This is a genomic window from Acinetobacter sp. YZS-X1-1 (assembly GCF_000804305.1).
In the GTDB taxonomy this organism is placed as follows: Bacteria; Pseudomonadota; Gammaproteobacteria; order Pseudomonadales; family Moraxellaceae; genus Acinetobacter; species Acinetobacter variabilis.
This window is the reverse complement of record NZ_JWHB01000023.1, coordinates 32,279-58,892: the sequence shown is the minus strand read 5'-3', so window position 1 is coordinate 58,892 and position 26,614 is coordinate 32,279. Positions and strand designations below refer to the sequence as shown.

30 protein-coding genes and 1 tRNA gene are annotated in these 26,614 nt (G+C 39.7%); 15 read left to right on the top strand and 16 right to left on the bottom strand.

Translation table 11 applies throughout. The annotated features are described in order from the left end of the window. Positions 1 to 168: 168 nt before the first annotated feature. From RJ01_RS11925 to RJ01_RS11915, 3 genes are read right to left on the bottom strand one after another with little or no spacing between them, the layout of a single operon-like run. Positions 169 to 1,086 carry a hypothetical protein gene (locus RJ01_RS11925; RefSeq protein ID WP_034171246.1) on the bottom strand — a complete coding sequence of 306 codons (918 nt, stop codon included), beginning with the start codon at positions 1,084 to 1,086 and terminating at the stop codon, positions 169 to 171. Between the two features lie 37 nt (positions 1,087 to 1,123). Next, positions 1,124 to 2,257 (bottom strand): toxic anion resistance protein, encoded by a 1,134-nt coding sequence (locus RJ01_RS11920; RefSeq protein ID WP_034171245.1) that lies wholly within the window; start codon positions 2,255 to 2,257, stop codon positions 1,124 to 1,126. A 16-nt stretch (positions 2,258 to 2,273) separates the two neighbouring features. Continuing rightward, entirely contained in the window at positions 2,274 to 3,065 is a 792-nt protein-coding gene (locus tag RJ01_RS11915; protein WP_034171244.1) for a hypothetical protein, read from the bottom strand. Positions 3,066 to 3,466: 401 nt separating this feature from the next. Between RJ01_RS11915 and RJ01_RS11910 the strand changes: the two genes are divergently transcribed. Then, positions 3,467 to 3,955 (top strand): TIGR00645 family protein, encoded by a 489-nt coding sequence (locus tag RJ01_RS11910; protein ID WP_005236522.1) that lies wholly within the window; start codon positions 3,467 to 3,469, stop codon positions 3,953 to 3,955. A gap of 63 nt (positions 3,956 to 4,018) precedes the next feature. Here RJ01_RS11910 and rnk read toward each other — a convergent pair whose 3' ends face one another. The 3 genes from rnk to RJ01_RS11895 all read right to left on the bottom strand — a co-directional run bounded on the left by rnk (position 4,019) and on the right by RJ01_RS11895 (position 7,437). Then, positions 4,019 to 4,423 (bottom strand): nucleoside diphosphate kinase regulator, encoded by a 405-nt coding sequence (gene rnk, locus RJ01_RS11905; protein WP_034171243.1) that lies wholly within the window; start codon positions 4,421 to 4,423, stop codon positions 4,019 to 4,021. 377 nt (positions 4,424 to 4,800) lie between these two features. Next, entirely contained in the window at positions 4,801 to 6,054 is a 1,254-nt protein-coding gene (gene glyA / locus RJ01_RS11900; protein ID WP_004784306.1) for a serine hydroxymethyltransferase, read from the bottom strand. Positions 6,055 to 6,207: 153 nt separating this feature from the next. Further along, the gene (locus tag RJ01_RS11895) at positions 6,208 to 7,437 is read right to left on the bottom strand and encodes an alpha/beta fold hydrolase (protein WP_034171242.1); all 1,230 of its coding nucleotides are present in this window, start codon (positions 7,435 to 7,437) and stop codon (positions 6,208 to 6,210) included. Positions 7,438 to 7,786: 349 nt separating this feature from the next. On the opposite strand from RJ01_RS11895, the gene RJ01_RS11890 reads away from it, so the two are divergent. From RJ01_RS11890 to RJ01_RS11880, 3 genes are all read left to right on the top strand, one after another. Continuing rightward, positions 7,787 to 8,485, top strand: coding sequence for a DUF3820 family protein (locus RJ01_RS11890; RefSeq protein ID WP_034171241.1), 699 nt, complete (start codon positions 7,787 to 7,789; stop codon positions 8,483 to 8,485). An 87-nt stretch (positions 8,486 to 8,572) separates the two neighbouring features. After that, entirely contained in the window at positions 8,573 to 9,226 is a 654-nt protein-coding gene (locus RJ01_RS11885; protein WP_034171240.1) for a hypothetical protein, read from the top strand. 206 nt (positions 9,227 to 9,432) lie between these two features. Continuing rightward, positions 9,433 to 9,783 carry a hypothetical protein gene (locus RJ01_RS11880; protein WP_034171239.1) on the top strand — a complete coding sequence of 117 codons (351 nt, stop codon included), beginning with the start codon at positions 9,433 to 9,435 and terminating at the stop codon, positions 9,781 to 9,783. A gap of 265 nt (positions 9,784 to 10,048) precedes the next feature. Here RJ01_RS11880 and RJ01_RS11875 read toward each other — a convergent pair whose 3' ends face one another. From RJ01_RS11875 to RJ01_RS16595, 3 genes are all read right to left on the bottom strand, one after another. Then, positions 10,049 to 10,273 carry a hypothetical protein gene (locus RJ01_RS11875; protein WP_034171238.1) on the bottom strand — a complete coding sequence of 75 codons (225 nt, stop codon included), beginning with the start codon at positions 10,271 to 10,273 and terminating at the stop codon, positions 10,049 to 10,051. A gap of 622 nt (positions 10,274 to 10,895) precedes the next feature. After that, the gene (locus tag RJ01_RS16600) at positions 10,896 to 11,156 is read right to left on the bottom strand and encodes a hypothetical protein (protein WP_227504428.1); all 261 of its coding nucleotides are present in this window, start codon (positions 11,154 to 11,156) and stop codon (positions 10,896 to 10,898) included. Positions 11,157 to 11,351: 195 nt separating this feature from the next. Next, positions 11,352 to 11,549: a hypothetical protein gene (locus tag RJ01_RS16595; protein ID WP_227504427.1), complete on the bottom strand. Its 198-nt coding sequence runs from the start codon at positions 11,547 to 11,549 to the stop codon at positions 11,352 to 11,354. A gap of 206 nt (positions 11,550 to 11,755) precedes the next feature. On the opposite strand from RJ01_RS16595, the gene RJ01_RS16430 reads away from it, so the two are divergent. Further along, on the top strand, positions 11,756 to 11,920 hold the full coding sequence (locus RJ01_RS16430; RefSeq protein WP_162835341.1) for a hypothetical protein: 165 nt from the start codon (positions 11,756 to 11,758) through the stop codon (positions 11,918 to 11,920). A gap of 71 nt (positions 11,921 to 11,991) precedes the next feature. Here the strand turns inward: RJ01_RS16430 and RJ01_RS11865 are convergent. Further along, a tRNA-Arg gene (locus RJ01_RS11865) sits at positions 11,992 to 12,067 on the bottom strand. A gap of 179 nt (positions 12,068 to 12,246) precedes the next feature. Here RJ01_RS11865 and RJ01_RS11860 point away from each other — a divergent pair. The 7 genes from RJ01_RS11860 (at position 12,247) to RJ01_RS11830 (ending at position 18,322) form a co-directional block, all read left to right on the top strand. After that, positions 12,247 to 13,182, top strand: a complete 936-nt coding sequence (locus RJ01_RS11860) for an ABC transporter ATP-binding protein (protein ID WP_034171237.1) — start codon at positions 12,247 to 12,249, stop codon at positions 13,180 to 13,182. After that, positions 13,179 to 13,952, top strand: a complete 774-nt coding sequence (locus RJ01_RS11855) for an ABC transporter permease (RefSeq protein ID WP_004784472.1) — start codon at positions 13,179 to 13,181, stop codon at positions 13,950 to 13,952. The genes RJ01_RS11860 and RJ01_RS11855 overlap by 4 nt, the downstream gene beginning before the upstream one ends. Further along, complete coding sequence (queF, locus tag RJ01_RS11850; RefSeq protein WP_034171236.1) at positions 13,952 to 14,767, top strand: NADPH-dependent 7-cyano-7-deazaguanine reductase QueF; 816 nt, start codon at positions 13,952 to 13,954, stop codon at positions 14,765 to 14,767. Before RJ01_RS11855 ends, queF begins: the two co-directional genes overlap by 1 nt. 19 nt (positions 14,768 to 14,786) lie before the next feature. Next, positions 14,787 to 15,440, top strand: coding sequence for a hypothetical protein (locus RJ01_RS11845; protein WP_004784477.1), 654 nt, complete (start codon positions 14,787 to 14,789; stop codon positions 15,438 to 15,440). A gap of 288 nt (positions 15,441 to 15,728) precedes the next feature. Further along, positions 15,729 to 16,730 (top strand): lytic murein transglycosylase B, encoded by a 1,002-nt coding sequence (gene mltB, locus RJ01_RS11840; RefSeq protein WP_034171235.1) that lies wholly within the window; start codon positions 15,729 to 15,731, stop codon positions 16,728 to 16,730. A 289-nt stretch (positions 16,731 to 17,019) separates the two neighbouring features. Next, on the top strand, positions 17,020 to 17,634 hold the full coding sequence (locus tag RJ01_RS11835; protein ID WP_004784482.1) for a septal ring lytic transglycosylase RlpA family protein: 615 nt from the start codon (positions 17,020 to 17,022) through the stop codon (positions 17,632 to 17,634). A 232-nt stretch (positions 17,635 to 17,866) separates the two neighbouring features. Next, positions 17,867 to 18,322, top strand: coding sequence for a DUF962 domain-containing protein (locus RJ01_RS11830; protein ID WP_005236656.1), 456 nt, complete (start codon positions 17,867 to 17,869; stop codon positions 18,320 to 18,322). A 45-nt stretch (positions 18,323 to 18,367) separates the two neighbouring features. Here RJ01_RS11830 and RJ01_RS11825 read toward each other — a convergent pair whose 3' ends face one another. From RJ01_RS11825 to rpsB, 3 genes are all read right to left on the bottom strand, one after another. Further along, on the bottom strand, positions 18,368 to 18,874 hold the full coding sequence (locus RJ01_RS11825; protein ID WP_034171234.1) for a DUF3465 domain-containing protein: 507 nt from the start codon (positions 18,872 to 18,874) through the stop codon (positions 18,368 to 18,370). Positions 18,875 to 18,949: 75 nt separating this feature from the next. Next, positions 18,950 to 19,825, bottom strand: coding sequence for a translation elongation factor Ts (gene tsf / locus RJ01_RS11820; protein ID WP_004784491.1), 876 nt, complete (start codon positions 19,823 to 19,825; stop codon positions 18,950 to 18,952). Positions 19,826 to 19,966: 141 nt separating this feature from the next. Beyond that, positions 19,967 to 20,713, bottom strand: coding sequence for a 30S ribosomal protein S2 (gene rpsB, locus RJ01_RS11815; protein ID WP_004784492.1), 747 nt, complete (start codon positions 20,711 to 20,713; stop codon positions 19,967 to 19,969). A 207-nt stretch (positions 20,714 to 20,920) separates the two neighbouring features. Here rpsB and map point away from each other — a divergent pair, with 207 nt between their 5' ends. Both map and RJ01_RS11805 read left to right on the top strand, forming a co-directional pair. Beyond that, the gene (gene map / locus RJ01_RS11810; protein WP_004784494.1) at positions 20,921 to 21,748 is read left to right on the top strand and encodes a type I methionyl aminopeptidase; all 828 of its coding nucleotides are present in this window, start codon (positions 20,921 to 20,923) and stop codon (positions 21,746 to 21,748) included. 253 nt (positions 21,749 to 22,001) lie between these two features. Continuing rightward, positions 22,002 to 23,237 (top strand): pyridoxal phosphate-dependent aminotransferase, encoded by a 1,236-nt coding sequence (locus RJ01_RS11805; RefSeq protein ID WP_005236666.1) that lies wholly within the window; start codon positions 22,002 to 22,004, stop codon positions 23,235 to 23,237. A 44-nt stretch (positions 23,238 to 23,281) separates the two neighbouring features. Here RJ01_RS11805 and RJ01_RS11800 read toward each other — a convergent pair whose 3' ends face one another. Both RJ01_RS11800 and RJ01_RS11795 read right to left on the bottom strand, forming a co-directional pair. Continuing rightward, on the bottom strand, positions 23,282 to 24,544 hold the full coding sequence (locus tag RJ01_RS11800; RefSeq protein WP_228761268.1) for an MATE family efflux transporter: 1,263 nt from the start codon (positions 24,542 to 24,544) through the stop codon (positions 23,282 to 23,284). A gap of 426 nt (positions 24,545 to 24,970) precedes the next feature. Further along, positions 24,971 to 25,378 (bottom strand): GFA family protein, encoded by a 408-nt coding sequence (locus RJ01_RS11795; RefSeq protein ID WP_034171233.1) that lies wholly within the window; start codon positions 25,376 to 25,378, stop codon positions 24,971 to 24,973. Between the two features lie 151 nt (positions 25,379 to 25,529). On the opposite strand from RJ01_RS11795, the gene RJ01_RS11790 reads away from it, so the two are divergent. Beyond that, complete coding sequence (locus tag RJ01_RS11790; RefSeq protein WP_034171232.1) at positions 25,530 to 25,973, top strand: PaaI family thioesterase; 444 nt, start codon at positions 25,530 to 25,532, stop codon at positions 25,971 to 25,973. A gap of 12 nt (positions 25,974 to 25,985) precedes the next feature. On the opposite strand, the gene RJ01_RS11785 is transcribed toward RJ01_RS11790, so the two are convergent. Continuing rightward, positions 25,986 to 26,429, bottom strand: a complete 444-nt coding sequence (locus RJ01_RS11785; protein WP_034171231.1) for a hypothetical protein — start codon at positions 26,427 to 26,429, stop codon at positions 25,986 to 25,988. Between the last annotated feature and the right edge of the window lie 185 nt (positions 26,430 to 26,614).

Below are 26,614 nucleotides of genomic sequence, written 5' to 3'. Positions count from 1 at the left end.
CGATAAATAGATAAAACAGTTTGTTTTTATATTAATGATCGTTTTTATAGATTGTAATTTCTGACCTAATTTTATTTTTTATTATCCCTAAGCTTCTTGCTCTGGCTCAAAGAAATCGAATATTGATTGGAAAATAAAAATGCTCCTTTTATAGGAGCATTTTTAAGTTTAGAAGATTCGCTGTTCAATACGTAGCGAACGCCCCTTAATTGAATTGGCTAATACAAATATGATTAAGCTAAGCAAGGCAAATAAGATGACAATGCCAATAATGATGACATTGGTAATCTTGCTGACTTGTTCGGCTTGCTGGGCTTGACGATCTACACTTTGTGCCACAGGCGTCAGGCTTTTACCATAGACCTGTTGCTGCATGGTCCAGATCTGTTGCGGTTTAAATCCGTATTGTTCAAACTTATTATCCTGCCGCTCTGCCTCAACTACTTGTGCGACATAAGGTCGAGCTGCAGATAGATCAACGGGTTTATGCAAGAGTGCTGTTTGGGCGAGTAAATAAGATTTCACCGGTGAAGCAATATCGGAATCAACCAGATAACGTGCCACTTCGCTATCATTGATATTACTATCGTAATAGACCACCTGCTGATAAGCATCTTCACGGTCATTTCTCAGGTCATATTGCCAATAAGTCAGTCCTGACCAGATCACAATAAAGGAAATCAGCCAGCCTACAAACTTCAATATGAAAGACTGAAAACGCACATAAAAGAAACGAAACTTCTTCAGCAATCCAACCAGAAAAAATGCACCAATAAAAGAAGCAAAGATTTTCAGAATCAGCCAGCCAAACCAGCTTAATAGAGCAAAGAAATAATCCGGACTATCCCCAATACTGGCCAGATTAGCATTGACGCTAACTGGTAAATGCAGCTGTTGAAGCTGAGTACTCAGGCCAAAAAAGCCATAAACCAGTTCCTGCTGAAAGAATAGGCCTATCACGGATGCGATACAGACCGTAGAGGTGGTCAGCCCCAAAAGCATCAAATTACGTTGACGCTTTTTGAGTGCGACGACCCCTTGCCTGATTTCCTGAGGATTTACAGCATATTCATTTAAGGGCGGCAATCTCTACTCCTTTTTTTAGATCTTGGCCCTACTGGATTTAGTTGGGTTTGGATCCACTGGTACTTGATTCAATCACCAAATGATTCAGATTATCTTGCAAGGCTCTTAAACGTACCGTTGCTTCAGTACGTTTCTGTACACCTTCTTTCTGGATCTGAATCACATCATTAACAGTTTTAATGAGGGTATTTTGCACATGTTCAAGCGTTTCAATATCAATAACGGAACGCTGGTTGGCTTTTGTCGTATCGACCGAGTTCTGATGCAATAAATCTGCATTACGGCGTAAAAGCTCATTGGTCGCATCATCAATGGTATTGGCCAGCTGTACGCTGTTCTTCTGTTCATTCAGTGAAATGGCCAGACTGATCTGGTTTTTCCATGCCGGCAATGTGATATTTTTAATGGCATAGAATTTATCCACCAGCATCAGGTTATTGGACTGGATAATCCGGATCATTGGCAAAGTCTGCATCGCAGATTGCTGCAATACTTGCAAATCACTGATGCGTTTTTCCAGATTATTGGCCAGATGATTTAGGTCATAGATTTTTTGCGTAGTGCTCTGATCTTGTGGCAAAGCTGTGAGCGCAGCAATTTCCTGCTGTAATTCCTGTTCACGTAAACGTCCAGCTGCAATATGAATACCCAGCTGTTTATATTCTTCCTGCACCCCATCGAACATTTTATCTAACGTATCAACGCGTGCTTTTAATCCGGATTGTGAAGTTTCAATTTCCTTGACCAGCACATCAATCTGTTCTTTGGTAGTATTGAAATGGGAGTCAAAATTATCTTTCACACCCTTAAATTTGCTGATGATATTGCCAAGAAATCCCGAACTTTTTTTCTTGTTCAAGATACTGCTGGTATTCAGTTGCTGTGCCACCTGCACCACCTGATTCAGCTTTTGACCGGTTGCATCCAGATCTTTGTTCTGTACCAGATTCAGCAATTCATCGGTATAGCTTGAAGTTTTGGTGGCTATATTTTTGCCATATTCGGCCACACTATTATGACTCATATTCTGCAGTTCTTTACGTGCTGCCAAGACCTCCTGAAAATCAGCAGGCTGTAAGCCCAGCTCTTTCAGATCCATTTGCTGGAACTTCTGTTCAGTCAGTTCAGTTGAGCTTTCGACAGGTAAATTTACTACATCAGATTTGGTCATGTTTCACCTTATATTGTTATGTATTCGAGGGTTTCTCGAGTGACTTTTTTAACGTTTTAATCAGATTGTCCCGGCTATTATCGAGTTTTTCCAGATCACTTGTCGAGTGTTTCGTCTGGCTTTGTTTGACATGATATTGCCAGGCCGGGATCAGCACCTGTTGTGCTTCTTTAAATCGATCCAGCAGGCTATAAGACAGTTGCTGGGACAATTGCATCTGGGTAATGGCGATGTCATTACTGCTTTGCAAGGTTCTTAAGGTATGCACCTTTTTTGACAGCCGCTCAGAAAAATTATCCAGTGGATGCTGATTCCTGATAAACTGCGGATATTCAGATAAAAATTCTTCTGCTGCCACAATATGCTTGGCCATTTGCTCACGTAAACCGATCAGTTGCTGAAATCGAGATTGGGATTTCTGGATTTCAATTTGCAACTTACGGCTAAGGTGATCTGCCTGATCCAGTAAATAGTCCAGTTTTTTATAGTATTCAACCTGACTTGAGCCATAGTCGAGATCAATACCCAGCCATTTCTGTAAGGCATTAAATTTACGCTTCTTGAGATATTTTTTTGATTGAGCCAACATCTGAATCAGCTGTTCAATCGTCTGGCTCAGTTGTTGGGTCAGATGCGGATCTACCCCATTTAATAGTACGGACTGTGCCTGAATAAGTGGGTCAGCATAATGATTCAGCTTGTATTGATCGTTGAGTAAAGGCACAAGTTCATTGCGCTTGATACTTAGAATCTCGCTCTGCTCTACTGCAATGTCTTGGATTGGAATCAAAACATCTATCTGTGACATGGCCCTTTAAACTCAGTGAACTCGATTTTTATAGTACGTCTTTTCATTCAACATAACATGTAGCATTTTGCAAAGGAATGCTTCAGGCCATAGAATTTTCTTTATATAAGTTGAAGATATTGTTGGAATTAAGTTTGGCATACAGCCATTTCTTGTACAAATTATTTTGACTATAACCTGCTGTTGTTCTCTAGAACCTTTTCCATCGGTCTCAAATAGGCTAATAACCAACTAAATAAGAATAAGCACAATAAATGCCAAGTTAATTTATGGTCTTAATTAAGCTTTTTTTAAACTTAAGAATATCTATAAGACATTATAAAACATAAATAATTCACGAATTTTAAGCATGAATTATTTATGATCAAGATCAACAATAAAGTAGGTAACCTGAGAATAAAATGGAACGTTTTTTTCATAATACGATGTATGCCGCACGCTGGATCTTAGCTCCTGTCTATTTTGGTTTATCATTCGCTTTATTATTGCTGGCCTTAAAATTCTTTCAGGAAGTGATTCATGTCCTGCCGCATATCTTTGAATATACTGAAGCTGACCTGATCCTGGTGATTCTATCCCTGGTTGATATGACCATGGTTGGTGGACTTATTGTGATGGTGATGTTTTCAGGTTATGAAAATTTCGTTTCGCAACTCAAAATTGATGAAAATAAAACCCGCCTGAACTGGCTCGGCACTATGGATGCCAATTCTCTTAAACTCAAAGTTGCGGCTTCCATCGTAGCTATTTCTTCGATTCATTTACTGCGTATTTTTATGGATGCCCGCAACGTCGAGAATGACAAAATCATGTGGTACATCATCATGCATCTGACTTTTGTGATTTCTGCATTTATTATGGGTTATCTGGATAAACTCACCAAGCATTAAAACACAGGCATTAAAAAGCCCCGATTATAGGGGCCTTTTTATATCGGCGATTTAACTAAAAAATTATAGATAGTCACCTTCTCGCTCTGGCTGATACAGCACTTTTTCAATCGTGACTTTCATCAATTGACCATCAGGTTGCGGCCATTCAATGGTCTGCCCTTCTGCCAGGCCCAAGATTGCAGTTCCAATCGGTGCTACGACATTCACCTGCCCTTTTTCACCTTTAAACTCATGTGGGTAGACTAGGGTAATTTCTACAGGCTCCGTTGATGGTGCAATCGTCAGCAATGCACGCGCATGCATGGTCACCACATTGCTTGGCATGTCCTCTGGCTTGACCACTTCAGCACGAGCCAGTTCATCTTCCAGTTGAAGCATGGTCTCACTGAGCTTGTCCTGATTTTCAAGCATGGTTTCGAGACGCTCCACATCCTGTTCAGATAAAATAATTTTTGGTTTAGCCATTCTTACTACCTTGTTTAATGAATGATTGAATAGTCTTTAGAAAGCGAATGAATCTAAGTTCTAAGTGATTAATTGAATTAAATTAAGTTAAATATAAAAAATCTTTTTTTAGCTGCTAAAAAATTGTGTCTTAACTCAACTTATAAAGCTGTTTTTCAAAGAATGTAACCAATTTTAGAAAAACTCAATACTCTTTTCGAAATCAGATTTATAGGATCTGTATTTCTCAACTTTATTTTATAAAAGGATGAATATTTTATATATAGGATTTTATCTCCTCTTTTAACTGATCATAAAAGTGGGCAACAGAAGATGAGTCAGAAAAAATATCACCCAATAAAAAAAGCCCCCTTGAGGGGGCTTTTCTCAAGTTAGGCTTATTTTGCGTAAACAGGGAATTTAGCGCAAACAGCAGCAACTTTTTCTTTAACCGCAGCGATTACAGCTTCATCGCCTTTAGCATCAAGGATGTCAGCGATCCAACCAGCAAGTTCACGAACTTCTGATTCACCGAAACCACGAGTCGTTACAGCAGGTGTACCGATACGGATACCTGAAGTCACGAATGGAGAACGTGGGTCGTTTGGTACAGAGTTTTTGTTCACAGTGATGTGAGCAGCACCTAACCAAGCATCAGCATCTTTACCAGTGATGTCTTGTTTGATCAGAGACAACAAGAACAGATGGTTTTTAGTGCCGCCAGATACAACGTCGTAACCGCGTTCGATTAGAACTTCAGCCATAGCTTGAGCATTCTTAACCACTTGTTGTTGGTATGCTTTGTATTCAGGTGCCATTGCTTCTTTAAAGCAGATTGCTTTAGCAGCAACCGCGTGAACCAGAGGACCACCTTGGTTACCCGGGAATACAGCTGATTGAAGTTTTTTCTCGATTTCTTCGTTTGCTTTCGCAAGGATCAGACCTGAACGAGGACCACGAAGAGTTTTGTGAGTAGTCGTAGTTGTTACGTCAGCAATTTGAACTGGACTTGGGTAAACGCCAGCAGCAACCAGACCAGCGACGTGAGCCATATCTACAAACAGGTAAGCGCCAACTTTGTCCGCGATGTCACGGAAACGTTGCCAATCTACGATTTGGCTGTATGCAGAGAAACCAGCTACGATCATACGTGGTTTGTGTTCTACAGCTAAACGTTCAACTTCTTCATAATCGATCTCACCAGTTTCTGGATTCAGACCGTATTGAATTGCATTATAAGTTTTACCTGAGAAGCTTACTTTCGCACCGTGAGTCAAGTGACCACCGTGAGCCAGACTCATACCCAATACTGTGTCGCCTGGATTAAGCAGCGCTAAATAAACTGCAGAGTTTGCTTGAGAACCAGCATGTGGCTGAACGTTAGCATAATCAGCACCAAATAATTCTTTAGCACGGTCAATTGCCAATTGTTCAATGACATCTACATATTCACAACCGCCATAGTAGCGTTTGCCTGGGTAGCCTTCTGCATATTTGTTAGTGAGTTTTGATCCTTGAGCTTCCATTACTGCTGGTGAGCAATAGTTTTCAGAAGCGATCAACTCGATGTGCGCTTCTTGGCGAGCATCTTCGTTAGAGATTGCTTGAGCGATTTCTGGATCAAATTCAGCAATAGAGATATTGGCAAACATTAGCGAGGTCCTATTAAATTAGGGCTTTTAAGCCGTGCTAAGATTGGCGCGTATTGTAACATGAACTTTGCCAATTTCGATCATGAACTTTATTCAGTTTGCAATAAAAATAGCTCATGCTTAAAAAACATGAGCTATAGAGATAAAAATAAGTTATTGAATTGGCATTAGAGATTTTACATCTGAAATAATATTAGCAATATTCAGTGCATAGACGCTACCATGATCCCATGAACCGTCCGTAATATATCGTACCGAGGTTTGTTTCTGATTCGCTAAGCTTACTAAAACATCCGTTGCAGCCTTTGGAACAGTACTATCCGCCTCTCCCTGATAAATAATCACAGGTGTAGACACTTTAACCTGTAAAGGCTGAGAGTCTTTATCCAGGAAATTCTTCACTACTGGAATACTCATAAAATTAGCTTGAGTACGCGGATATCCTTCTAGATTTCCATTGGTTTGAGCATAAGCTCCCATTGCCGTACCGAATTTATTGCCTAATACATCATAACAGTCTGTTTCAGCATTCTTGGCAATCTCATCTGTTGGTGTTTTAAAGACCTGACTATATTGCAGATTTGGATTCGGATTAAGCAATCCCGCGGCGATCAGCGCGGTAAAAGTATCTAAAGATGCTAGAGTTTGAATCTTTTTATTCAGATCTGGTTCTTGTCCAGCTTGAGCCTCACCACCTGCCAAAATCAAACTAAAATTAGAAGCAGGAGCTAAAGCTACTGTACCTTTATAAGTCATTTGAGAAGCACGTGCTGCATATTGGGCAGCGCCTAAAGCCGCTTGACCACCTTGAGAATGACCGACAGCCATCCATTGATTAGAGGCATCCGAACCTAAATAGTCTTTTGCTGCGACTACAGCATCGGTAATTGAATAAGCTTCACTCTTAAGATTAAGGAAAGGATGAAGTTCTTTTCCACCCGGCTCTCCTAAACCTTCATAATCAGGTGCAACGACCACATATCCCGCTTGAAGAAATCCGGCAATCATATTTTTGATATAAGGATTTATTTCATTGCGACTTGGTGCACACTGATCGGCCACACCCGTCGTACCATGTGCCCAGGCTACTATAGGCCAACCTTTTGCAGGAGGCGTTCCTTTTGGAGTGAAAAGCAGTGCCGTCGCTTGGGTTTCGTTATTATTGATACCTAACATCTTATAAGTCATAACCACGCTTTCATCGGCAACAGCTGTCAGGTCCGTTTCGGTATAAGCCACAGGCGTTGCTACAACCGGATTGGCAATATTATTTACCGGAATAGCGGGTTTGGACTCAAAATTACCATCATCATCGCTATCATTACAGGCAGTTAAAGCTATGCTTAGCGCGAGTAGAGAACCAGTCAATACATGACGTTTCATCGATCTTATCCTTGTCTTAATTATTATCTCTCATGATTTTAAAGTTTTATCTTTATCCGTTGATAAAACTAGAGAATAATTTCCCAAGTTATTTCATTAATTACAAGAGATTATTTTGTTATTTTTCTAATAAATAGCAATTTAATTTATGACCATTCCGACATGATAAATTTAAGTTCTGGAAATATTTACAGAAACTTTAAAAACTTTTATTTATAAGTGTAGATTACAAGTGTTCTATATCAGTCAAAAAGTCTGCAATTAAAGTTGAAATCCGGCATTTCAACTGTCAGGATTGAAATAATAATGTTAGATTTTGATATCCACTTTTTTCAGGCATATTTCCGTCATGCAGGCTATCATTCTCGATACTGAAACTCATACCTTGAATGGTCAACCCATTGAAATTGCCTATGCGCCTATAGAGATCATAGACCATAAAATTAGTCTGGATAAAAGCCGACTGTTTGATCAGCTCTATAGCTGTGATGAACCGATTTCTTTTGCAGCCATGGCCGTGCATCATATTCTGCAATCTGATCTGGAAGGACAACCGCACTACAGCAGCTTTGAACTCCCGCAAGAAACTACTTATATCATAGGCCATAATATTGATTATGATATTCGTGCCCTAGAAAAATGTGGCGTCGATTCATCGAATATTAAAGCAATTTGTACCCTTGCCCTCGCCCGCCGAGTTTGGCCAGATGCTGAGGCCCACAATATCTCTGCCCTGATTTATATGATCACCCGTGGCAGCGACCGTGCCCGTGAAATGATCCGTAAAGCGCATCGTGCTGATATGGATATTATTCTGACTGCGAATATCCTGATGCATATTGTGCATCACCTGAAAATCAGCAGTATTGAAGAACTATATGAAGCTTCTGAAGATGCGCGTATTCCACGTACCATCAATTTTGGCAAGCATCGTGGCACTGCGATTGCTGAACTGCCTGCTGACTATGTGCAATGGCTGCTTCGTCAGGAGGATCTCGATCCTTATCTGCGTAAGGCTTTAGAAAATACTGCAATTACAACTCTTTAATTTTAAGTAAATTTAACAGCATCTTCATATTAGTGTAATTTTCTAATATTAGCATCTACCTGAATTCTGTATATAAGGCATTCAGGTATGATGCGCTATTCAAAAACTGCAAAGGGTCTACATGTTCTTCAACATCGTAATGTCGAGCTTAATGCACGTCAAAGACGTCTTTTGGTTTTAATTGGCACTGAAGATTTTGATTTACTCACACCTCAGTTTAAAGCGCGTATTGCACCACATGATTTGCTGCAACAATTGTGTGATATAGGACTGATTGAAGTACAAGAGTTAGAGACTTCAAATGCAGCAGTCGGTACAGAGTCAGCACAAACTTCAGCGCCTGCTAATAACTCAGTAAAAGCCTCATTTCCACACTTTCCTGAATCAAATATTCAGACTTCAATCACCAGTCCTGCCCCATCTGCCGATCTTGAAGCGCCGATTACCACGACATTAGTTGCCACGACCCACGTGCCTGACGTACCTGCTGACATTACCTATATAGCACTCAACCAAGAACAGGTACGCAGCTTGATGCTAGACAGTTTAAAAAAATACTGTGGCTTATTGGCCAATCAACACATTCAAAATATTGCTCAGGCACCAGATATCAATGCCTTAAAAGTCTGTCAGGTGCAATGGTTGACACTTCTCCAGGAAAGCCGCATGCCTTCACAAGAGTTAAACCAACTGTTCAAGCAAATTAGCCATGCTTTATCCATGTTGCGTGCTCAGGCTTAAAACTCTTCATAGATTCAGTCTTTTTAAGTCTATCTTAAGTTTAAAGATGAATAAATCCGGCGAAAAAATTTTTCTATTTAATTGAAAAATATAATTTTAATTTGTTCAAAAGTAGTTGTATTCATTTACTTTCAACTATAGATGCATAGCTATATTAAGGATTTAAAGCCATATAGAATGTATTACTTTTTATTCTTCCCACGCTTATGCAACACTATCTTGAATTCGATACCTTTGATAATCCCATGCAACTGAGCAAGGTGGGAAACTGGGTCATTACTTTTGTCAGTGTTGCCGATGAACTAGAACATATTCAGTTGGCGATCACGTATGTCTTGCCTCGCCAGATCAGTGATGCGCTGCAACCACGTCGCATACTGATTGAGAAAACTGCCTATGAACATCAATGGCTGATTCAGACGATTGAATGCTTTGACAGCGAGACCAATCAGGAAGTACAAATTGCAGCTGCAGATGCATTGGGACAACAAACGCTTCATCAAATTCTGGACGAGTTTGACCGTTATGATGTAAATGTCACATTAAAAGTTTTCTGAAATAATGCTTTTCTTAGAGCGTATTTTCGAAGAAATTAATTTAGATCATCTATATAGATAGTTTGATATTATTTAATATAAAAAAATGATAAAACTGAGCAATGATAGGAATTTATCCAATCTCTTTGAATTAAATTTATCAGTTTGTATTCTGCATCAAACAATTTGATAAAGAAGTGAACTAAGATATCAAAATCAAGCTCATCATTGGATGAGCTATATCTTTCTTTAAACGTCATAAAGCAGCTTAATGAATCCCGGATCCTTATTTAGCATCCAAAACACGATAGATGCAGTCGGTCTGCTCACTGGCAAATAACAGTTCAATTGTTGGTCTGATAATTTCATCATCCACTACAATATATTCGACTTGCTGTTCCAAACGCTGGGACGGATCACTATGCTGAGCACCGGCACGTAGTAATGCTTTTACATTCAGGGTTTTGCCATACTGGTTTTTGACTTGCACTTCAATTAAACCTTCTGTCATCGTCATACCTCCCTTTATTGGCATTATTAAATTTGCTTGTCTGAATTCTTATAACATAGTTATTTGAAAGGCTTTCAAACGAATATGTAAGATTTTTTAGCGAGCACCTTTTATCGACTATATATATAGTCGCTAATGAAGAATGTGCTATACAAATAAAAGAATCGAAATTATTAATAACTCTCGCTTAAAATTTTGCATTAAAAAGCCCGCATCGCTGCGGGCTCTGTGTTGGATGGCTAGTGCTAGATTTATTGCCTGAACCTAAGTTCGAGCTCAACTAACTGTCATTGATCCGTCCAACTTATTGGTAGCGTCGTTTCGTTTTATGACCTACCATGAGTTCAATATAGCAGGATTTTTTTTACCTACAATACACTTTTACACTTCTAAAAGAAGACTTATACAATATTTAAATTGTGCTTTTTCAAAAGCAGATTAGAATATTTTGGCTGGATCAATAGAGCACTACAAACAACTCTATTCTTTTCAATCTCTATATCCTACCTATTTAAATTTTAATAAAAATATTCTTTATTTATGTGAAAAATGAATAATTTTAGCTAGATACAATTTTAAGTTTTAAGTAAAAGAGTTCGCTATTAAGGCGATTGATTAGCCACTAAAAGTAATAGCGAAAACCAAATTGATAAGTAACCCCATTCAAGTCCAGATCATCACTCTTGCCAGAGACACATGCGCCATTCATACAAATCTTGGCATCACGGTTAAACATCCATTGATAACCAAAAGATCCAAATAAATCTGCTTCAGGAGCAATTTTATAACCGACTTCCAAGGCAATAGGAATTATAAAATAATCCAATTCCAGATCGACTCGACCAAGATCTGCATCCGTTTCACTTTCATCTATCCAGCTCATTCCCAGACCTATAGAAATTGCTGAATAAAACTGATCATTTTCCAGAAATTTATTTTTTATCCCAATTGTAACTTGATTGTAATCAATATCTGAGCTTTGAAATTTATATTCGGCCCATAAGCTGGCAGTCGGATGGGATTGATATTCACCATTAATAAACAGCCCATCGAATGATTCAGTACCCAAAAAGCTGTCTTACCCTATTTTTGAACCGGCGTAACCAAAAGCTAAAGAGTACTGACTTATTAGGTTTTCTTGAGCATAATAAGGTGTAGTCGTAATAACTGCTTTATCTTTTGGAGCAGGATTACCATATTGAATAGCTAAAGGTGTATTCGCTCCAGCAACTGAAGAAGCCCCAATCATTAACCCAATGGATAATAATTTTTTCATATCTATATCTCATTTTTATTGTGAGCATAAGATACTAATTTTTTTGATAGAAAAACTACTCAGCACATCTATTTATAGAAACAACAATTTATGAGATTAAACAAACTATAAATACAACAATGTAATTCAACCACTTTTATAGAATAAGACGTACAAGAGCATCTTCTACAGACATTACTACTTATATTTCCAAGAGGTAATTCCCGATGGCTAAACCAGATGAAGAACTGAATGAAGAGTTTCCAGAAGAAGAGTTAGATCCACAAGAGAAACAAGATCGAGAGATTCAACGCGGTCAGTTAGGCGTAGATCAAGACCCTCAGGTGAAAAGAGATCAAATACGTCAAAAACATCAGGATGAAGAGGAGTAGAATCCATAATTTATTTTATAAATCTGGAATTGTTTTTTTAGTCTAATGAGGTAAGTGAATTAATAAAATGATGGTGCGCTCAGCGGGACTCGAACCCACGCCACAGGCTTCGGAGACCTGTACTCTATCCAGTTGAGCTATGAGCGCGCGATGCACATCATAACAAAAATTCGCATAAGGTAAAGCAACTATCTATAACTTCGTTATTTTTATGCTTATCCTTTATACAGTGTGCCAAAACAGCAACAGAGAATTCCATGTGAATGACTTGGTTTATTTTGCAAGATCACTCACAATATCTCAACTTTTCACCATTTGAGATCTCTATGACTGATGCGCTGACATTAAGGGATTTGTCGAAGACCTATGGAAATGGTTTTCAGGCACTTAAAGGAATCAACTTAACTGTACCTGAAGGTGAATTCTATGCCCTGTTAGGACCTAATGGTGCGGGCAAGTCCACTACTATTGGTATTATCAGTTCATTAACAAGAAAAACCTCTGGAACCGTTGAGATTTTTGGCCACAATCTGGATACCCACCCTTCTGAAGCCAAACAATGTCTAGGTGTGGTGCCCCAAGAATTTAACTTTGCCCAGTTTGAAAAAACTTTTGATATTCTTGTCACTCAAGCCGGTTATTACGGTATTCCTAAAAAAGTTGCCCAGGCGCGTGCTGAAGAATATTTAAATAAACTCGGTCTTTGGGAAAAACGCTCTACCCAAGCTCGTATGCTTTCAGGGGGTATGAAACGTCGCCTGATGATCGCTCGTGCGATGATGCATGAACCAAAATTATTGATTCTGGATGAACCAACAGCCGGTGTGGATATCGAATTGCGTCGTTCCATGTGGGATTTTCTTAATGAAATGAACGGTAATGGTACTTCTATTATTTTAACGACTCATTATCTGGAAGAAGCAGAGATGTTGTGTCGTCAAATTGCGATTATCGATCGTGGTGTGATCAAAGAAGATACCACCATGAAGAATTTCCTGAATCAGCTCAATGAAGAATCCTTTATCTTCGATCTGGCTGCACCTATTGAGCCATTAAATATTGAAATTATTGGTGTGAAATTTAATTTAGTAGATCCAATGACCTTAGAAGTGACACTGGATAAAGCTCATAGTATGAATGACCTATTCCAGTTACTGGAATCACAGAACATTCAGGTACGCAGTATGCGTAACAAGTCAAATCGCTTAGAAGAACTGTTTGTGAAAATGGTCGAGAAAAATCTGGATGGAGCTGCACAATGAATATAAATCAGCTCGGCGTCGCCTTATATACCATCGTTCATAAAGAAGTTCGCCGCTTTATGCGGATCTGGCCACAAACCCTGTTGCCACCTGCCATTACCATGAGTCTATATTTCGTGATCTTTGGTAATCTGGTCGGTTCACGTATTGGGGAAATGGGCGGCTATAGTTATATGGAATTTATTGTCCCTGGTCTGATTATGATGGCGGTGATTACTAATAGTTATGCCAACGTTTCTTCCAGCTTCTTTAGCTCAAAATTTCAGAAAAGCATTGAAGAGCTAATTATGAGCCCTGTACCTTTACATGCCATTTTATGGGGCTATGTATTGGGTGGTGTAATTCGCGGTCTGTTTGTTGCCATTATTGTCAGTGCCATGAGCCTGTTTTTTGCAGACCTTTATATTACTAACTGGTTTGTGACTATATATACAGTACTCATTACCTCGCTATTATTCTCTCTAGGCGGTTTTATTAATGCTGTCTATGCCAAATCTTTTGATGATATTTCGATCATCCCGACTTTTGTACTTACACCACTGACCTATTTAGGCGGTGTATTTTATGCGATTTCAGCCTTAAGTCCGTTCTGGCAAAATCTCTCTTTAGTTAACCCGATCGTGTATATGGTCAATGCGTTCCGTTTCGGCATTTTAGGTCATAGTGATGTCAATGTTTCCATTTCATTGGTCGTGATTACTTTCTGGTGTGCCGTGCTTTACGGTATTGCTTACTATTTATTGTCTCGTGGTTCAGGAATGCGTGAATAATGAGTGTAGAACATTCTCTCCTTGGTAAAGACACCAACTATCCAACAGAGTATCAACCCGATATTTTGTTCCCGATTTCCCGTGCGCCTGCCCGTGAAAAATATGCCCATGTTGAAGCTATTCAGCAAGGTAAAGACTGGTGGCATGTATTTGAAATTTCTTGGTTAAATGCTGCCGGCGTACCTCAAGTGGCAATTGGTCGAATTACCCTGCCAGCATTTTCCCCAAATCTCATTGAATCAAAATCTTTAAAGCTATATTTCAATAGTCTGAACTTTGCCAAGTTTGATTCGAAAGAGGCCTTTATTACAACTGTAGAAAAAGACCTCTCAAAAGCTGCCGGTGCTGAAATCACACTGGATCTTTTCCATGTTGATGAACTGGAAATTTCCAAGCCTGAAGGTATCTGTATTGATGACCTAACTCCGGAACGCCTGGAAAATCATCCAGATGCTTCTTTATTGTCTTTAAATCGGCACAGCGATGAAAATATCGAAGTGCAACTCTATTCACATTTATTAAGAAGTAACTGCCCAGTCACTGGACAACCGGATTGGGGTACAGTATTTATACGCTATCAGGGCAAAAAACCTTGTTATAAGAGTATTTTGGCTTATATTATTTCGTATCGTCAGCACAACGGTTTTCACGAACAATGTGTGGAACAGATGTTTGCCGATATCTGGCAAAATCTGAAACCGGAAAAGTTGATGGTATATGCGACCTATACACGCCGTGGTGGATTGGATATCAACCCTTGTCGTGTATCGGATTCCACATGGATGCCTCGCCCTATTCGTTTAGCGCGACAATAAAAAACATTGAGGTTTAAAAATGCCTTTTTTTGGTTTTATTCCTTCTGCAGAACTATTAAATACAATTCAGACTGCACAGAAAAATAAAAACTCGAGTGAACCGCTTTATCCACTGCGTGATAAAACTGCATTAATGATTAATGATGAAATTATTGATGCAATTCTCACGGAACTGGTACGCCGTTTTCCGGCAAGCGAAAAACGCGATACGGCAGAAAAATTGGCGGGCTATATCAAGTCTACTGTGGCAGTGTTACTCAAACAGTTACTAGGTAAAGCACCAAATGAAGTCGTCAAGGAGTCGATCGCTTTCTCTGAACGCAGCCTGTTTAAGGATCCGGAAGGAAATTTCCGTATTGGTGAACCTCTGGATGCCAATCTGGTCACCAATCTAAAACACCATTATGCAGAATTAAAAGCTGGCCAAAGTGTCGATAAACAAAGTCTCAGCAATTTGTACAAACAGTTTGGTGAAGCGACTGTACGTCATTTTATGGTCGACTTTAATAAAACCTTAGATTTAGGCATGATTAAACGCAAGGCTGCTGATATTGGTGCTTCAGCAGTAATCAAGGCGATTAATATTGCAGCAGATAAAATCATCCTGAATTTAAATAAGGATGAATTGCAGGCAATGGCAGAATATCACGACACTTTATTTTTTACTGAATAAAGCCGCATATTTATTAAAAAATGCAGATTAAGCCTGACTTCGGTCAGGCTTTTCTGTGGCTTAAGAAATAGCTTGTTACAGTTATTGTGAACTAAAATACAAAATGCTGAAAAAACAACCAAACTTTTCCTGTTTTTAAGGGAGTTTATATGACTCCTATTCATCAGAATGTTATCTTTAATATTGCCTCTAATGCCAGAAAATTGAGAAAAGTGAATTGATCTTTTTCATGGCACGATTCAAATGACATAGCCACAAACCTACCAAAAAATTGGAAATCATACCAAGATGTTGAAATCGAATTTTTATAAAAAATTGAAGCAGCTTTCGATCCTTGTCAGTGCATTCGGACTCAGTAGTTTAAGCCTGGCCAACGATTTTCAATATCATCCCTCTTATGCCAGTTTCAAGCAGAATACCATGCAGACCTATGGTCTAAGTGCTCAGCAAGTAGACAGTGCAATGACGGGAGCAAAAAATCTTCCAAATATTATCAATATCATGAATCGTCCAGGTGAAAGTAAGCCTTGGTATGCCTATAAGACCAATTTTCTGTCAGAAGGCACGATTCAACGTGGTGTACGTTTCAAGCAGCAATATGCTGCAACACTAAATCGCGCTGAGCAGCAGTTTGGTGTACCACAATCGATCATTCTGGGTATTTTGGGGGTAGAGACCGGTTTTGGCAGCAACAAGGGTTCATTTGTGACCCGTGATGCACTGGCAACTCTTGGCTTTGGTTATGAACGTCGTGCGCAATACTTCCAGGATGAACTGGCGGCATTGATCGCATGGTCATATAAGGATGGTGTGTCAGCATCCTCAATCGTCGGTTCTTATGCAGGTGCTGTCGGCTATCCGCAGTTTATGCCAAGTAATATTCCAAAGTATGGGGTCGACTATGATGGTAATGGCCATATCGATCTACGTAATTCTGCGGTAGATGCGATTGGTTCAATTGCAAACTATCTGGCTCAGAATGGCTGGCAACGAGATCAGCCAATTGCCTTTCCTGCCCGTTATAGCGGTTCGAATCCTGATTCTGTCATCGCCAAGGATCTCACACAGCCAACGCCTTATGGAGTAATCAAAACCCAAGGGATCAGTCCGATGAATCCGATTGTTCGTGTTGATGATCTTGATATGGTCAATGTCATTCAATTACAAGAAAATTACGGACCGATTTACTATATTACTTTTCCGAATTTTCAAGTGATTACCACGTACAATCGTAGTCGTATGTATGCCACTGCATTGTGGCTTTTAGGTACAGAAATTACGAACCGATAACAGTAAAAATTACTACATATTATTAAAGTCAAGATTTTTATTAAACAAAATGCCTAAATTTTAGGCATTTTTTACGCTTTGTTACAATATTGATTATTTTTTAATCACTCATTGTTTATTTTGCGTACTTTTTTTAACTATTTTAATTAAACACTAGACAGCCAGTTGCCAGCATGAATATTATCCAATTCGTTAAATGTAGTTGCATAAGTTAAATATCAGGCATGTTTATAGGGTTATCAGCTACTTAGGTCCAATCTAATGAAACATGCTGTTAGGAGTTGATTCAATGCATTCTTCTTTTCTGAAGTATTTTATGGCCATCGCCGCGACCGTTACCCTAACGCAATCGCAAGCAGATATGGTTCAGTCATCATCATTCAATAATGATCATGACAATTCGCGTCTTGCAGCGCGTGTATTAAACAAAGAAGCTCAAAGCTTCAATTCAAATTTCACAAATTTGAACAGCCTTTCAATCACTGAGCGTTCTGGCGATAAAGTTCGTCGTCAAACTATTGCAGCAAAAATTGCAATTCCTGCAGAAGAGCCTTCAGTGATTGAGAAACTGAACAATGTTGCTTCAAACACAGTTCGTAAATTCAGTCAGACAGGTACAGCATCTTGGTATGGTCGTCAGTTCCATGGCCGTAAAACTGCCAGTGGTGAAACATTCGATATGAATGCAATGACTGCTGCACACCGTAGCCTGCCATTAAACTGCTTTATCCGCGTGACTAACAAAAACAATGGTAAGAGTGTTGTTGTGAAGGTGAATGACCGTGGTCCATTCCATGGCAACCGTGTTCTAGATTTATCTTACGGTGCTGCTAAACAGCTTGGTATTACCAATGCTGGTACTGCACATGTCAATATTGAGCGTGTAGATGGTCCAAACTCATAAGATTTGACCGCTCTACATTTAACTCAAAAGCCACAGTCATGTGGCTTTTTTATTTGGTGATGTAGAGCAAGCATTCGACTTGCTTTTATCCTTAATACTGTCGATGTTATTCCATTCAGGTATAAGCTTTCTCTAACCCTTATCAACCCACTATCGATTTCATTTTGACCATACCTCCAAACTGTTTTATATTTTGAAAACCGACAGTACGTTCATGGATGGGAGCGATAGAATGAAAACAATATCCGAATGGTTAGATGAATATAGTGAAAGTCATCAAAACAAAACCAACAAACTGATCCATTGGGTCTGCGTGCCTACCATCTATTTTTCCATTATTGGCATCATGGCGCACTTTAGCGCTTTACTGACTGCTCTGCTCCTGGTTCTGGCTTTTGTGTTTTATGCACGTTTAGACATCGTACTGGCTGTAGCAATGGCAGCGCTAACCCTGATGATGGCTTGGTTCATCTGGGTTTTACCTGTAGGTATCGGCTTCTTTATTGCCTTGTTTGTTTTTGCCTGGATTGGGCAATTTTATGGACATAAAGTTGAAGGTAAAAAGCCTTCTTTCTTCAAAGACCTTCAATTCCTTCTCATTGGCCCGTTATGGTGCATGGATGCCTATTTAGGCAAAGTTCTACCTAAATGGAAATCTCGTCAATCTGAGGCAATACAGTGCGCTTAAAGCGTATGTAATATCATTACATTTATAAAACCAAGGAAAATTCCCTTATTGATAGGTTTTTCCTTGGTGTTTTAACCAACCACTGATGTGCTTATTGGATGGATCATGATGGGTCCAATGAATCACCCCACCTTTGTCGCTATATTCATACTCACCAAAAAACACAACCTGGTCACCATTTTGAATATTCTGGATGCGTGGCGCCAGATCAATATTGTGCGCAACTAATACAGTTTGACCAGTGGATAATTCCAGAATAAATTTCTGATGACGGGAACCTTCATTATCATCTTTCAATAACACTACCACCTTACCACTCGCTTGAACCTGAAGATCACTTTGTCTGTGCTGGTAAGCTTGCTCTATACGCTGGGTATCATCAGAAAGCTTATGCGTACTTTTTTGAACATTAGTCTGCTCTTGAAGCGCAATTTCTGCTGAAGGTATAAAAGTATTGGTCTGTTGTTTAGATTCTGATAAATCCAGACCTAAATAAGCAGCCACCAAAAGTGCAATGACAGCCCCGATCCCCATATTGGTTTTATTTGCCATAATTCCTCCTTGATTATTCTTTATTTAGTCATAAAAAAAGCCCCATTCGGGGCTTTTTTCTAATCCGTTACCGAATTATTTTGCAGCAGCCTGAGCAGCAGCAACTTCTTCAGCGAAAGAAAGCTCAGCTTTCTTCTCGATACCTTCACCCACTTCGAAACGAACGAAGTTAGCAACAGTAGTACCAGTCGCTTTAAGAACTTCAGCAACTTTCTTGTCGTTGTCGATTACGTATTGTTGACGCTCAAGAACAACTTCGTTCAGGTATTTCTCAACAGAACCTACAACCATTTTCTCAACAATGTTTGCTGGTTTGCCAGATTCAAGTGCTTTTGCTTCAGCGATTTCTTTTTCTTTCGCGATAAGGTCAGCAGGAACTTGTTCAGCGTTTACAGCAACCGGGTTGAATGCAGCAATGTGCATTGCCAAGCCTTTACCTGTTTCAGCATCACCTGAGTAAGATACAACAACACCGATACGAAGACCGTGTTTGTAAACAGCAAGGTTTTCACCTTCAACAATTTTCGCACGACGTACTTGGATGTTTTCACCGATTTTTTGAACTAGCGCAATACGAGCTTCTTCTACAGTAGCGCCATCTTCAAGTTTAAGTTCAGCGATTTTAGCAGCATCAGTTTCGTTTGCAGCAAGTGCAGCAGCAGCAACTTTCGCAGAGAAACCAGCAAAGTTTTCGTCTTTAGCAACGAAGTCAGTTTGGCAGTTTACTTCTAGAAGGATTGCTTTATTGCCTTCTTGAGCAATTGTGATCGCGCCGTCAGCAGCAATGTTACCAGCTTTTTTAGCTGCTTTTGCTTGACCAGATTTACGAAGGTTGTCGATCGCTAATTCGATGTCACCACCAGCTTCTGTCAAAGCTTTTTTACATTCCATCATTGCTAGACCAGTACGATCACGCAGTTCTTTAACCATGCTTGCTGTAACTGCAGTCATGTTTATCTCCTAAATTCGGTAGAAAATGAATTCTTTTTAGAACAGAAACGGCCCAGAGGATTCTCATGGGCCGCCTGCATACATAACGCTTACTTTGCCACCATCACGTGTCGCAAAAATGACAAGCTAGCGTCTAACGCATTAAGCCTCAGAAGCAGGAGCTTCTTCTGCTTTAGCTTGTGCATTTGCTTGTGATTGAGCATATTCTTTACCAGCAAGAATCGCATCAGCCATAGCAGAAGCATAAAGTGTTACTGCACGGATCGCATCGTCGTTACCCGGAATAACGTAGTCTACGTTGTCTGGGTTAGAGTTAGTATCAACGATACCGATTACAGGAATACCAAGGTTTTTAGCTTCTTTGATTGCAATCGCTTCGTGATCAACATCGATTACGAATAATGCGTCAGGTAAACCACCCATGTTTTTAACGCCGCCTAAAGCACGTTCAAGTTTTTCCATCTCACGGCTACGTTCTAAAGCTTCACGTTTAGTAAGTTTAGCGAAAGTACCGTCTTGAGATTGAGTTTGAAGGTCTTTTAAACGGTTGATAGATTGGCGAAGAGTTTTCCAGTTCGTCAACATACCACCTAACCAACGGTGATCTACGTATGGTTGACCAGCGCGTTGAGCTTGTTCACGGATGATTGCAGAAGCAGCACGTTTAGTACCAACGAACAAAACTTTGTTCTTTTTGCTAGCCAGTTGGTTAGCGAAGTTCAAAGCATCATTTAACGCAGGAACAGTGTGCTCAAGGTTGATGATGTGAATTTTGTTACGCGCGCCAAAGATGTATTGACGCATTTTTGGGTTCCAGAAACGAGTTTGGTGACCAAAGTGCGCACCAGCTTGTAGAAGGTCGCGCATGCTTACGTTGTAATCTGCCATTTTCTTTACCTTAAAGTTTGGGTTAGGCCTCCATATATCCGCATTCTCCACCCTTGCGGGCACCCAGAGTAATGTGACGATATATGTGCGGATTTTTAATACACCATTCAATCAGCCTCGCAAATATATTCACGAAAAAGCATTTGATAAAATGGGCGGCTATTTATACCATAGTCACATACAAATTTCCAAAAGTTTTTAGAGATCATGAACACTACTTATCAAGCTCCCCGTCGTTTAATCAAATCCGCAGAAGATATCGAAAAGATGCGTATCGCTGGACGACTGGCTGCAGAAGTGTTGGATATGATCAAACCGCATATCAAACCCGGCGTAACAACACTGGAATTGGATACGATTTGTCATGACTATATTGTAAATGTGCAGAATGCCATTCCTGCATGTTTAGGTTATGGTGCAGCGCCTGGCCGCCCTGCTTTCCAGCATACAATCTGTACATCTGTAAACCATGTGGTCTGTCACGGGATCCCATCTGAAAACAAGATCCTGAAAAAAGGCGATATTTTAAATATTGATGTCACTGTCATCAAAGATGGTTTCCATGGGGATACCAATATGATGTACATCGTGGGTGGTGAAACTTCAATTTTAGCAAACCGTCTATGTAAAGTCGCTCAAGAAGCTATGTATCGTGGTATGGCGGTAGTGAAACCAGGTGCAACGATTGGTGATATTGGTCATGCGATTCAAAAATATGTTGAATCTGAACGTTTTAGCGTTGTTCGTGAATATTGTGGCCACGGAATCGGCACAACTTTCCATGATGAACCGCAGGTGCTGCACTATGGTCAGCCAGATACCGGTATGGTGCTTGAAGAAGGTATGACTTTTACGATTGAACCAATGGTAAATGCTGGTGTTTGGCAAACCAAACTGCTGGGTGATAAATGGACTGTGGTCACTAAAGACCATAAATTATCAGCTCAATATGAGCACACTCTTTTAGTAACAAAAAATGGCATTGAAGTGCTGACTGCTCGTCCTGAAGAAGATTTGTCACGTTTTAGTGCATAATAACAACACTTCCTCATATAAATGGTCACTTTAAAGTGGCCATTTTTAGTTTATATTTCCCCTATTATTCTCATTCTCAAAGCATATTCTTAGTTCCCGTCTATCTAAACTATCTATCGATGTTCAAGATAAGGTTGCACTGATTCAGCATTTTTTTCGTATATTTTTCCAAATTCTTTTGCCCAATGTGCACCATTTTAGGCTAAGATAATGTGCTTTTTATTTTTTAATCCCTATAAGAAGGAATACTGCCGTGGACGTACGTCTCTCTGATCGTGTGAATGCCATCAAACCGTCCCCTACGCTTGCTGTGACAAACAAGGCTGCTGAACTGAAAGCTGCTGGTCACAACGTTATTGGTTTGGGCGCAGGTGAGCCAGATTTTGATACCCCTCAACACATCAAAGATGCAGCAATTGCAGCAATTAACAACGGTTTCACCAAATACACCGCTGTTGATGGTACGCCAGGTCTTAAAAAAGCAATTATTGCTAAATTAAAACGTGACAATAACCTTGATTATCAAGCGAACCAAATCCTGGTTTCTTGTGGTGGTAAACAGTCTTTCTTTAACTTGGCACTTGCTTTGTTAAACAAAGGTGATGAAGTGATCATCCCTGCTCCATTCTGGGTAAGCTATCCAGACATGGTGATCATTGCTGAAGGCACACCAGTAATCGTGAAATGTGGTGAAGAACAACGTTTCAAAATTACTCCTGAGCAATTAGAAGCTGCGATCACTGACAAAACTCGTCTAGTGGTATTAAACAGTCCTTCTAACCCGACTGGCATGATCTACACTAAAGCTGAATTAGAAGCTTTAGCAGCAGTACTGCGTAAATACCCAGAAGTATTCATCGCATCTGATGACATGTACGAACCAATCCGTTGGGAAGATGAATTCTACAACATCGCAACTGTTGCGCCTGACCTTTACGACCGCACTATCGTATTAAACGGTGTGTCTAAAGCCTATGCAATGACAGGCTGGCGTATCGGCTATGCAGCAGGTCCTGCTAAACTGATCGGTGCGATGAAAAAAATCCAGTCTCAATCAACTTCTAACCCAACTTCTATTTCACAAGTTGCTGCAGAAGCTGCATTGAATGGTCCTCAAGACGTTCTTGTACCAATGGTTGAAGCGTTCAAACGTCGTCATGACCTAGTTGTGAATGGCTTGAATGACATTAAAGGTATTTCTTGTCTACCTGCTGATGGTGCATTCTATGCATACGCAAACATCAAACCATTGATTCGTGCGAAAGGTCTGAACTCTTGCACAGAATTCTCTGCTTGGTTATTAGAAGAAACTGGCGTTGCAGTCGTTCCTGGCGATGCATTCGGTCTAGGTGGTTTCATGCGTATCTCTTACGCAACTGCTGACGAAGTATTAGTTGATGCACTTGCACGTATCAAAAAAGCTGCTGATTCTATCGAAGGCGTTGATGAGGCGATTGCTTCGATCGAAGCTGAAAAAGCTGCGAAATAATCTAATTGATTAGATAAAAAAACCCGCGATCATCGCGGGTTTTTTTATGCAGTTTGTAGATGCTTACGGTATTTAAGTGCCAAACAAAGCAAACACATCAATGCGGCAAAGGTATAGGAAATAGCCAGCATCCACCAGAAACCACTTATTCCCGAAACATCCAGATTGAGATTGAAGAGCGACACTGGATGATAAGCCAAATACCAGCCTCCGCCCAATCCACCTAATAGCAGTACACCACTAAAAATAAACATGGGGAAGATCACCACTTTCCAGCAGCGTAGCATATTGACGCTAATCACCAGAATCGCATCAAAAATATGCATCCAGCATAATAAGAACATCAATGCCAGACTCACCGTAAGCACATCCGTATGATCACTAAATAGCGCCACAATCGGTTTCTGAAAAATTGCGATCAAGACCGCCAGAACAACTGCGCTTGCAACCACCACACGTAACGCTTTAAAAGTTAAAGCCCAGGCAGATTGCACTTGATTTGCACCAATCCTAGTAGAGACCAGAATGCTAAAGGCAGAGCTCATCGAAAATGGCACCATAAACAGCAGGCCAGCCAAACCCCTCGCTACTTGATGCGCATTCACCATTATCTCCCCCAAAGGCAAGATCAATAATGCAATCGCACTAATTGTAAAGACATCAATAAATACGACAATTGCTGAGGGTAAGCCGATTCTTAAAATTTTTAGCAAAGTCTTAAAATGGAAAAATTGTCCCGACCAGTGCACACGCAACTGCTTTTCCAGAAATATCAGGTAATAGACCACTAATAGTGCCCATTGAACAGTCAGATGAGCAATAAAAGCTCCCTCAACCCCATAGGCGGGCACATAACCCTGAATCCCAAAAATCAGGCAATAAGCCAAACTCACTTTGAATATCAGATAAAAAATATTGGCATAGAATACACGCTTCGCCTGACCACAGGCTTGCGTTAAAATATATAAAATACGCACTAACAAATGTGCTGGAAGCGTCCAAGCCAGTAACCATAAACAAGGTTGAATCAAAGCCTGTAATGCACTATCTGCTTTTAATAAATGCAGCAATGGATCCGCATGAGTCAATAACCATCCTGCAAAGACAGACAGGACACCGACAATAAGGATGCTCTGTTTCAGGATTTTTTGAATATCATCAAAAGCACGTCGCCCATATGCTTCAGCAAGTTCCTGCATCATACCCTGCAAGATCCCCGTCCCCGAAACAAATAATAAAGAATAAATAGATAAACACACAGCCATAGCAGCCACATGTTGCGGTGAGTAATGAGACAGGAAAATCATGTCAAATATTCCGGCCAACATTATGATGCTATTACTCAAAAAAATAGGCACCCAAAGATGCAAAAACTGTTTCATTGCAAAATCACTCTATTCTTAATTTTTTTCTCGGGTTTTATTTTTAAACTGAATTATTTAAAACTGAGATATACAGTGGAAATCACATACAATCCTTGTGCCATAAATCTTTATATTTATTGATTTTTATAAAAAAGTTCAATCTCTATCTTCAGTTCGCTTATAGAAAATAATAATTTTTTAAGCTCAGAAATTATGAGTTTTTCATTCTAATGTTTAACAATTTAATAAAAAGAAAGAATGATCACAACATGAAAAGTAGAACGCTATTTGAAATACGAACCTGCTAATCACTATTTTCATCAGATAAAATCACCAGACTTGCTCTTCCTTTATCTGATTATATTTATTTCAGGAATCAGGTTGCTGAAACATGGCAATGACCTCAGCTTCTGTCATTTTTTTGGTTTGATTGTTAAATGAATAAAATGCTGGCTGATGATCTATATAAATTTCTAAATTGAAATCCAGATCCTCTGGCAGTTGCTCCAAAGTAAATACATTAATATTGGCAAAGGAATGATCTTTGGTCCGCCAGAAAATAAAAGTATCACAGGCATTGCAAAAACCACGCTCTACCCATTCAGAAGTACTTGCAACAGATAAATGCTGCTGATCAATAAAGTGAATATTTTCTATATCAATCGACATGAGAGGCCCACTTGTGTGGCGGCACATGGAACAATGACAGGCGGCCACTTCATAACTTCTAAGCTGAACTTCAAATCGAGTCACACCGCATAAACATCTCGCTTTCATGATTATTCTTCCTCGGTATTATTATTTTACCGGATTCATTATAAGTAAAAGGCTTTGTACATTTCCTCATACAATTTTTTATTGCTGATCGAAGCACCATCTGCCTAAACTTGTCATTCAAATCCAGTATTTAAAATAATAAGGACAAGCTATGAATCTCAAGAATCTTTCAGGTTTGCAGATTATGCAAGAGATGCTTAAGGGCGACCTACCTATGCCTCCTATGGCAACCACTATTCCCATGTCTGCAAGCGAAGTCGAACCGGGACACGTGACCTTTGTTGTAAAAGCTGATGAACGCCATCTGAATCCTATGGGAGGTATACATGGCGGTTTTGCTGCAACTGTTTTAGATACGGTAACAGGCTGCGCGATTCATACTTTACTTGAAGCCGGTGTCGGTTATGGCACAATTGATCTGAATGTAAAAATGTGCCGTCCAATTCCTCACAACCAAGAACTAAAAGCAATCGGAAAATCAATTAATCTCAGTAAAAATCTAGGCATTTCTGAGGGTCAAATTCTGGATGACGAAGGCCGTATTTATGCCCATGCCACAGCAACCTGCATGATTTTTCTCAATTCCGACCATTAACGTGTTTAAGGCTTAAAGTACGCCCCATTTCCCTTGCGGTGCTTTTACCAGTTTCGGCTGGGTCAATGCCCGATATTCGAAATAATGCTTAGAAACATTCGCTACACTCAGTACCTGAGTTTCTTTAGCAGAAGCTTGCCACACTTTAGACTGGTTCGATCCGGTCAGAAGATTGCCAGCAAGCTCATAAATATAAAGATCTTTTTTCTGAGCTTCAGGCATGTTCAGAAAAATCTCAAAACTAAATTGGCGTTCTTTTTCGACCAGCCACTTTTCTGCAAACCATAGTTGCAACAAGTCACCCAGATATAACTGTTTAGTCGCTAAGGGCCATAAACGGATTTCTGCACCAGCCACAGGGGTAAAGTATTGAGCAGAATCTTGAATAATTTCGAGATAATGATCTTGATAAAAAGACAGTTGAGAGAAAATTTGAGGGATAGTGAGCGTATTCATTCGCTTTCTCCGGTTTAGCCATTTTTGTGCTGGCAAGTAGGTTTAAATCCACACTGTTTGACCATTTGGTCAAACGACTTTATGTTTTCAATCTAGCAAGTGAAATTTGTTCTGACAAGCATTTTTTAAGAAATTAATGCAATCGTTTAAATTAAAATCAGATAAGTGCAATTTGTAATAAATAT

Coding starts and splice junctions, on each gene's coding strand:
- RJ01_RS11920 (WP_034171245.1), bottom strand. CDS start 2,257: ATGACCAAATCTGATGTAGTAAATTTACCTGTCGAAAGCTCAACTGAA.
- RJ01_RS11915 (WP_034171244.1), bottom strand. CDS start 3,065: ATGTCACAGATAGATGTTTTGATTCCAATCCAAGACATTGCAGTAGAG.
- RJ01_RS11910 (WP_005236522.1), top strand. CDS start 3,467: ATGGAACGTTTTTTTCATAATACGATGTATGCCGCACGCTGGATCTTA.
- rnk (WP_034171243.1), bottom strand. CDS start 4,423: ATGGCTAAACCAAAAATTATTTTATCTGAACAGGATGTGGAGCGTCTC.
- glyA (WP_004784306.1), bottom strand. CDS start 6,054: ATGTTTGCCAATATCTCTATTGCTGAATTTGATCCAGAAATCGCTCAA.
- RJ01_RS11895 (WP_034171242.1), bottom strand. CDS start 7,437: ATGAAACGTCATGTATTGACTGGTTCTCTACTCGCGCTAAGCATAGCT.
- RJ01_RS11890 (WP_034171241.1), top strand. CDS start 7,787: ATGCAGGCTATCATTCTCGATACTGAAACTCATACCTTGAATGGTCAA.
- RJ01_RS11885 (WP_034171240.1), top strand. CDS start 8,573: ATGATGCGCTATTCAAAAACTGCAAAGGGTCTACATGTTCTTCAACAT.
- RJ01_RS11880 (WP_034171239.1), top strand. CDS start 9,433: ATGCAACACTATCTTGAATTCGATACCTTTGATAATCCCATGCAACTG.
- RJ01_RS11875 (WP_034171238.1), bottom strand. CDS start 10,273: ATGACAGAAGGTTTAATTGAAGTGCAAGTCAAAAACCAGTATGGCAAA.
- RJ01_RS16600 (WP_227504428.1), bottom strand. CDS start 11,156: ATGAGCTGGATAGATGAAAGTGAAACGGATGCAGATCTTGGTCGAGTC.
- RJ01_RS16595 (WP_227504427.1), bottom strand. CDS start 11,549: ATGAAAAAATTATTATCCATTGGGTTAATGATTGGGGCTTCTTCAGTT.
- RJ01_RS16430 (WP_162835341.1), top strand. CDS start 11,756: ATGGCTAAACCAGATGAAGAACTGAATGAAGAGTTTCCAGAAGAAGAG.
- RJ01_RS11860 (WP_034171237.1), top strand. CDS start 12,247: ATGACTGATGCGCTGACATTAAGGGATTTGTCGAAGACCTATGGAAAT.
- RJ01_RS11855 (WP_004784472.1), top strand. CDS start 13,179: ATGAATATAAATCAGCTCGGCGTCGCCTTATATACCATCGTTCATAAA.
- queF (WP_034171236.1), top strand. CDS start 13,952: ATGAGTGTAGAACATTCTCTCCTTGGTAAAGACACCAACTATCCAACA.
- RJ01_RS11845 (WP_004784477.1), top strand. CDS start 14,787: ATGCCTTTTTTTGGTTTTATTCCTTCTGCAGAACTATTAAATACAATT.
- mltB (WP_034171235.1), top strand. CDS start 15,729: ATGTTGAAATCGAATTTTTATAAAAAATTGAAGCAGCTTTCGATCCTT.
- RJ01_RS11835 (WP_004784482.1), top strand. CDS start 17,020: ATGCATTCTTCTTTTCTGAAGTATTTTATGGCCATCGCCGCGACCGTT.
- RJ01_RS11830 (WP_005236656.1), top strand. CDS start 17,867: ATGAAAACAATATCCGAATGGTTAGATGAATATAGTGAAAGTCATCAA.
- RJ01_RS11825 (WP_034171234.1), bottom strand. CDS start 18,874: ATGGCAAATAAAACCAATATGGGGATCGGGGCTGTCATTGCACTTTTG.
- tsf (WP_004784491.1), bottom strand. CDS start 19,825: ATGACTGCAGTTACAGCAAGCATGGTTAAAGAACTGCGTGATCGTACT.
- rpsB (WP_004784492.1), bottom strand. CDS start 20,713: ATGGCAGATTACAACGTAAGCATGCGCGACCTTCTACAAGCTGGTGCG.
- map (WP_004784494.1), top strand. CDS start 20,921: ATGAACACTACTTATCAAGCTCCCCGTCGTTTAATCAAATCCGCAGAA.
- RJ01_RS11800 (WP_228761268.1), bottom strand. CDS start 24,544: ATGATTTTCCTGTCTCATTACTCACCGCAACATGTGGCTGCTATGGCT.
- RJ01_RS11795 (WP_034171233.1), bottom strand. CDS start 25,378: ATGAAAGCGAGATGTTTATGCGGTGTGACTCGATTTGAAGTTCAGCTT.
- RJ01_RS11790 (WP_034171232.1), top strand. CDS start 25,530: ATGAATCTCAAGAATCTTTCAGGTTTGCAGATTATGCAAGAGATGCTT.
- RJ01_RS11785 (WP_034171231.1), bottom strand. CDS start 26,429: ATGAATACGCTCACTATCCCTCAAATTTTCTCTCAACTGTCTTTTTAT.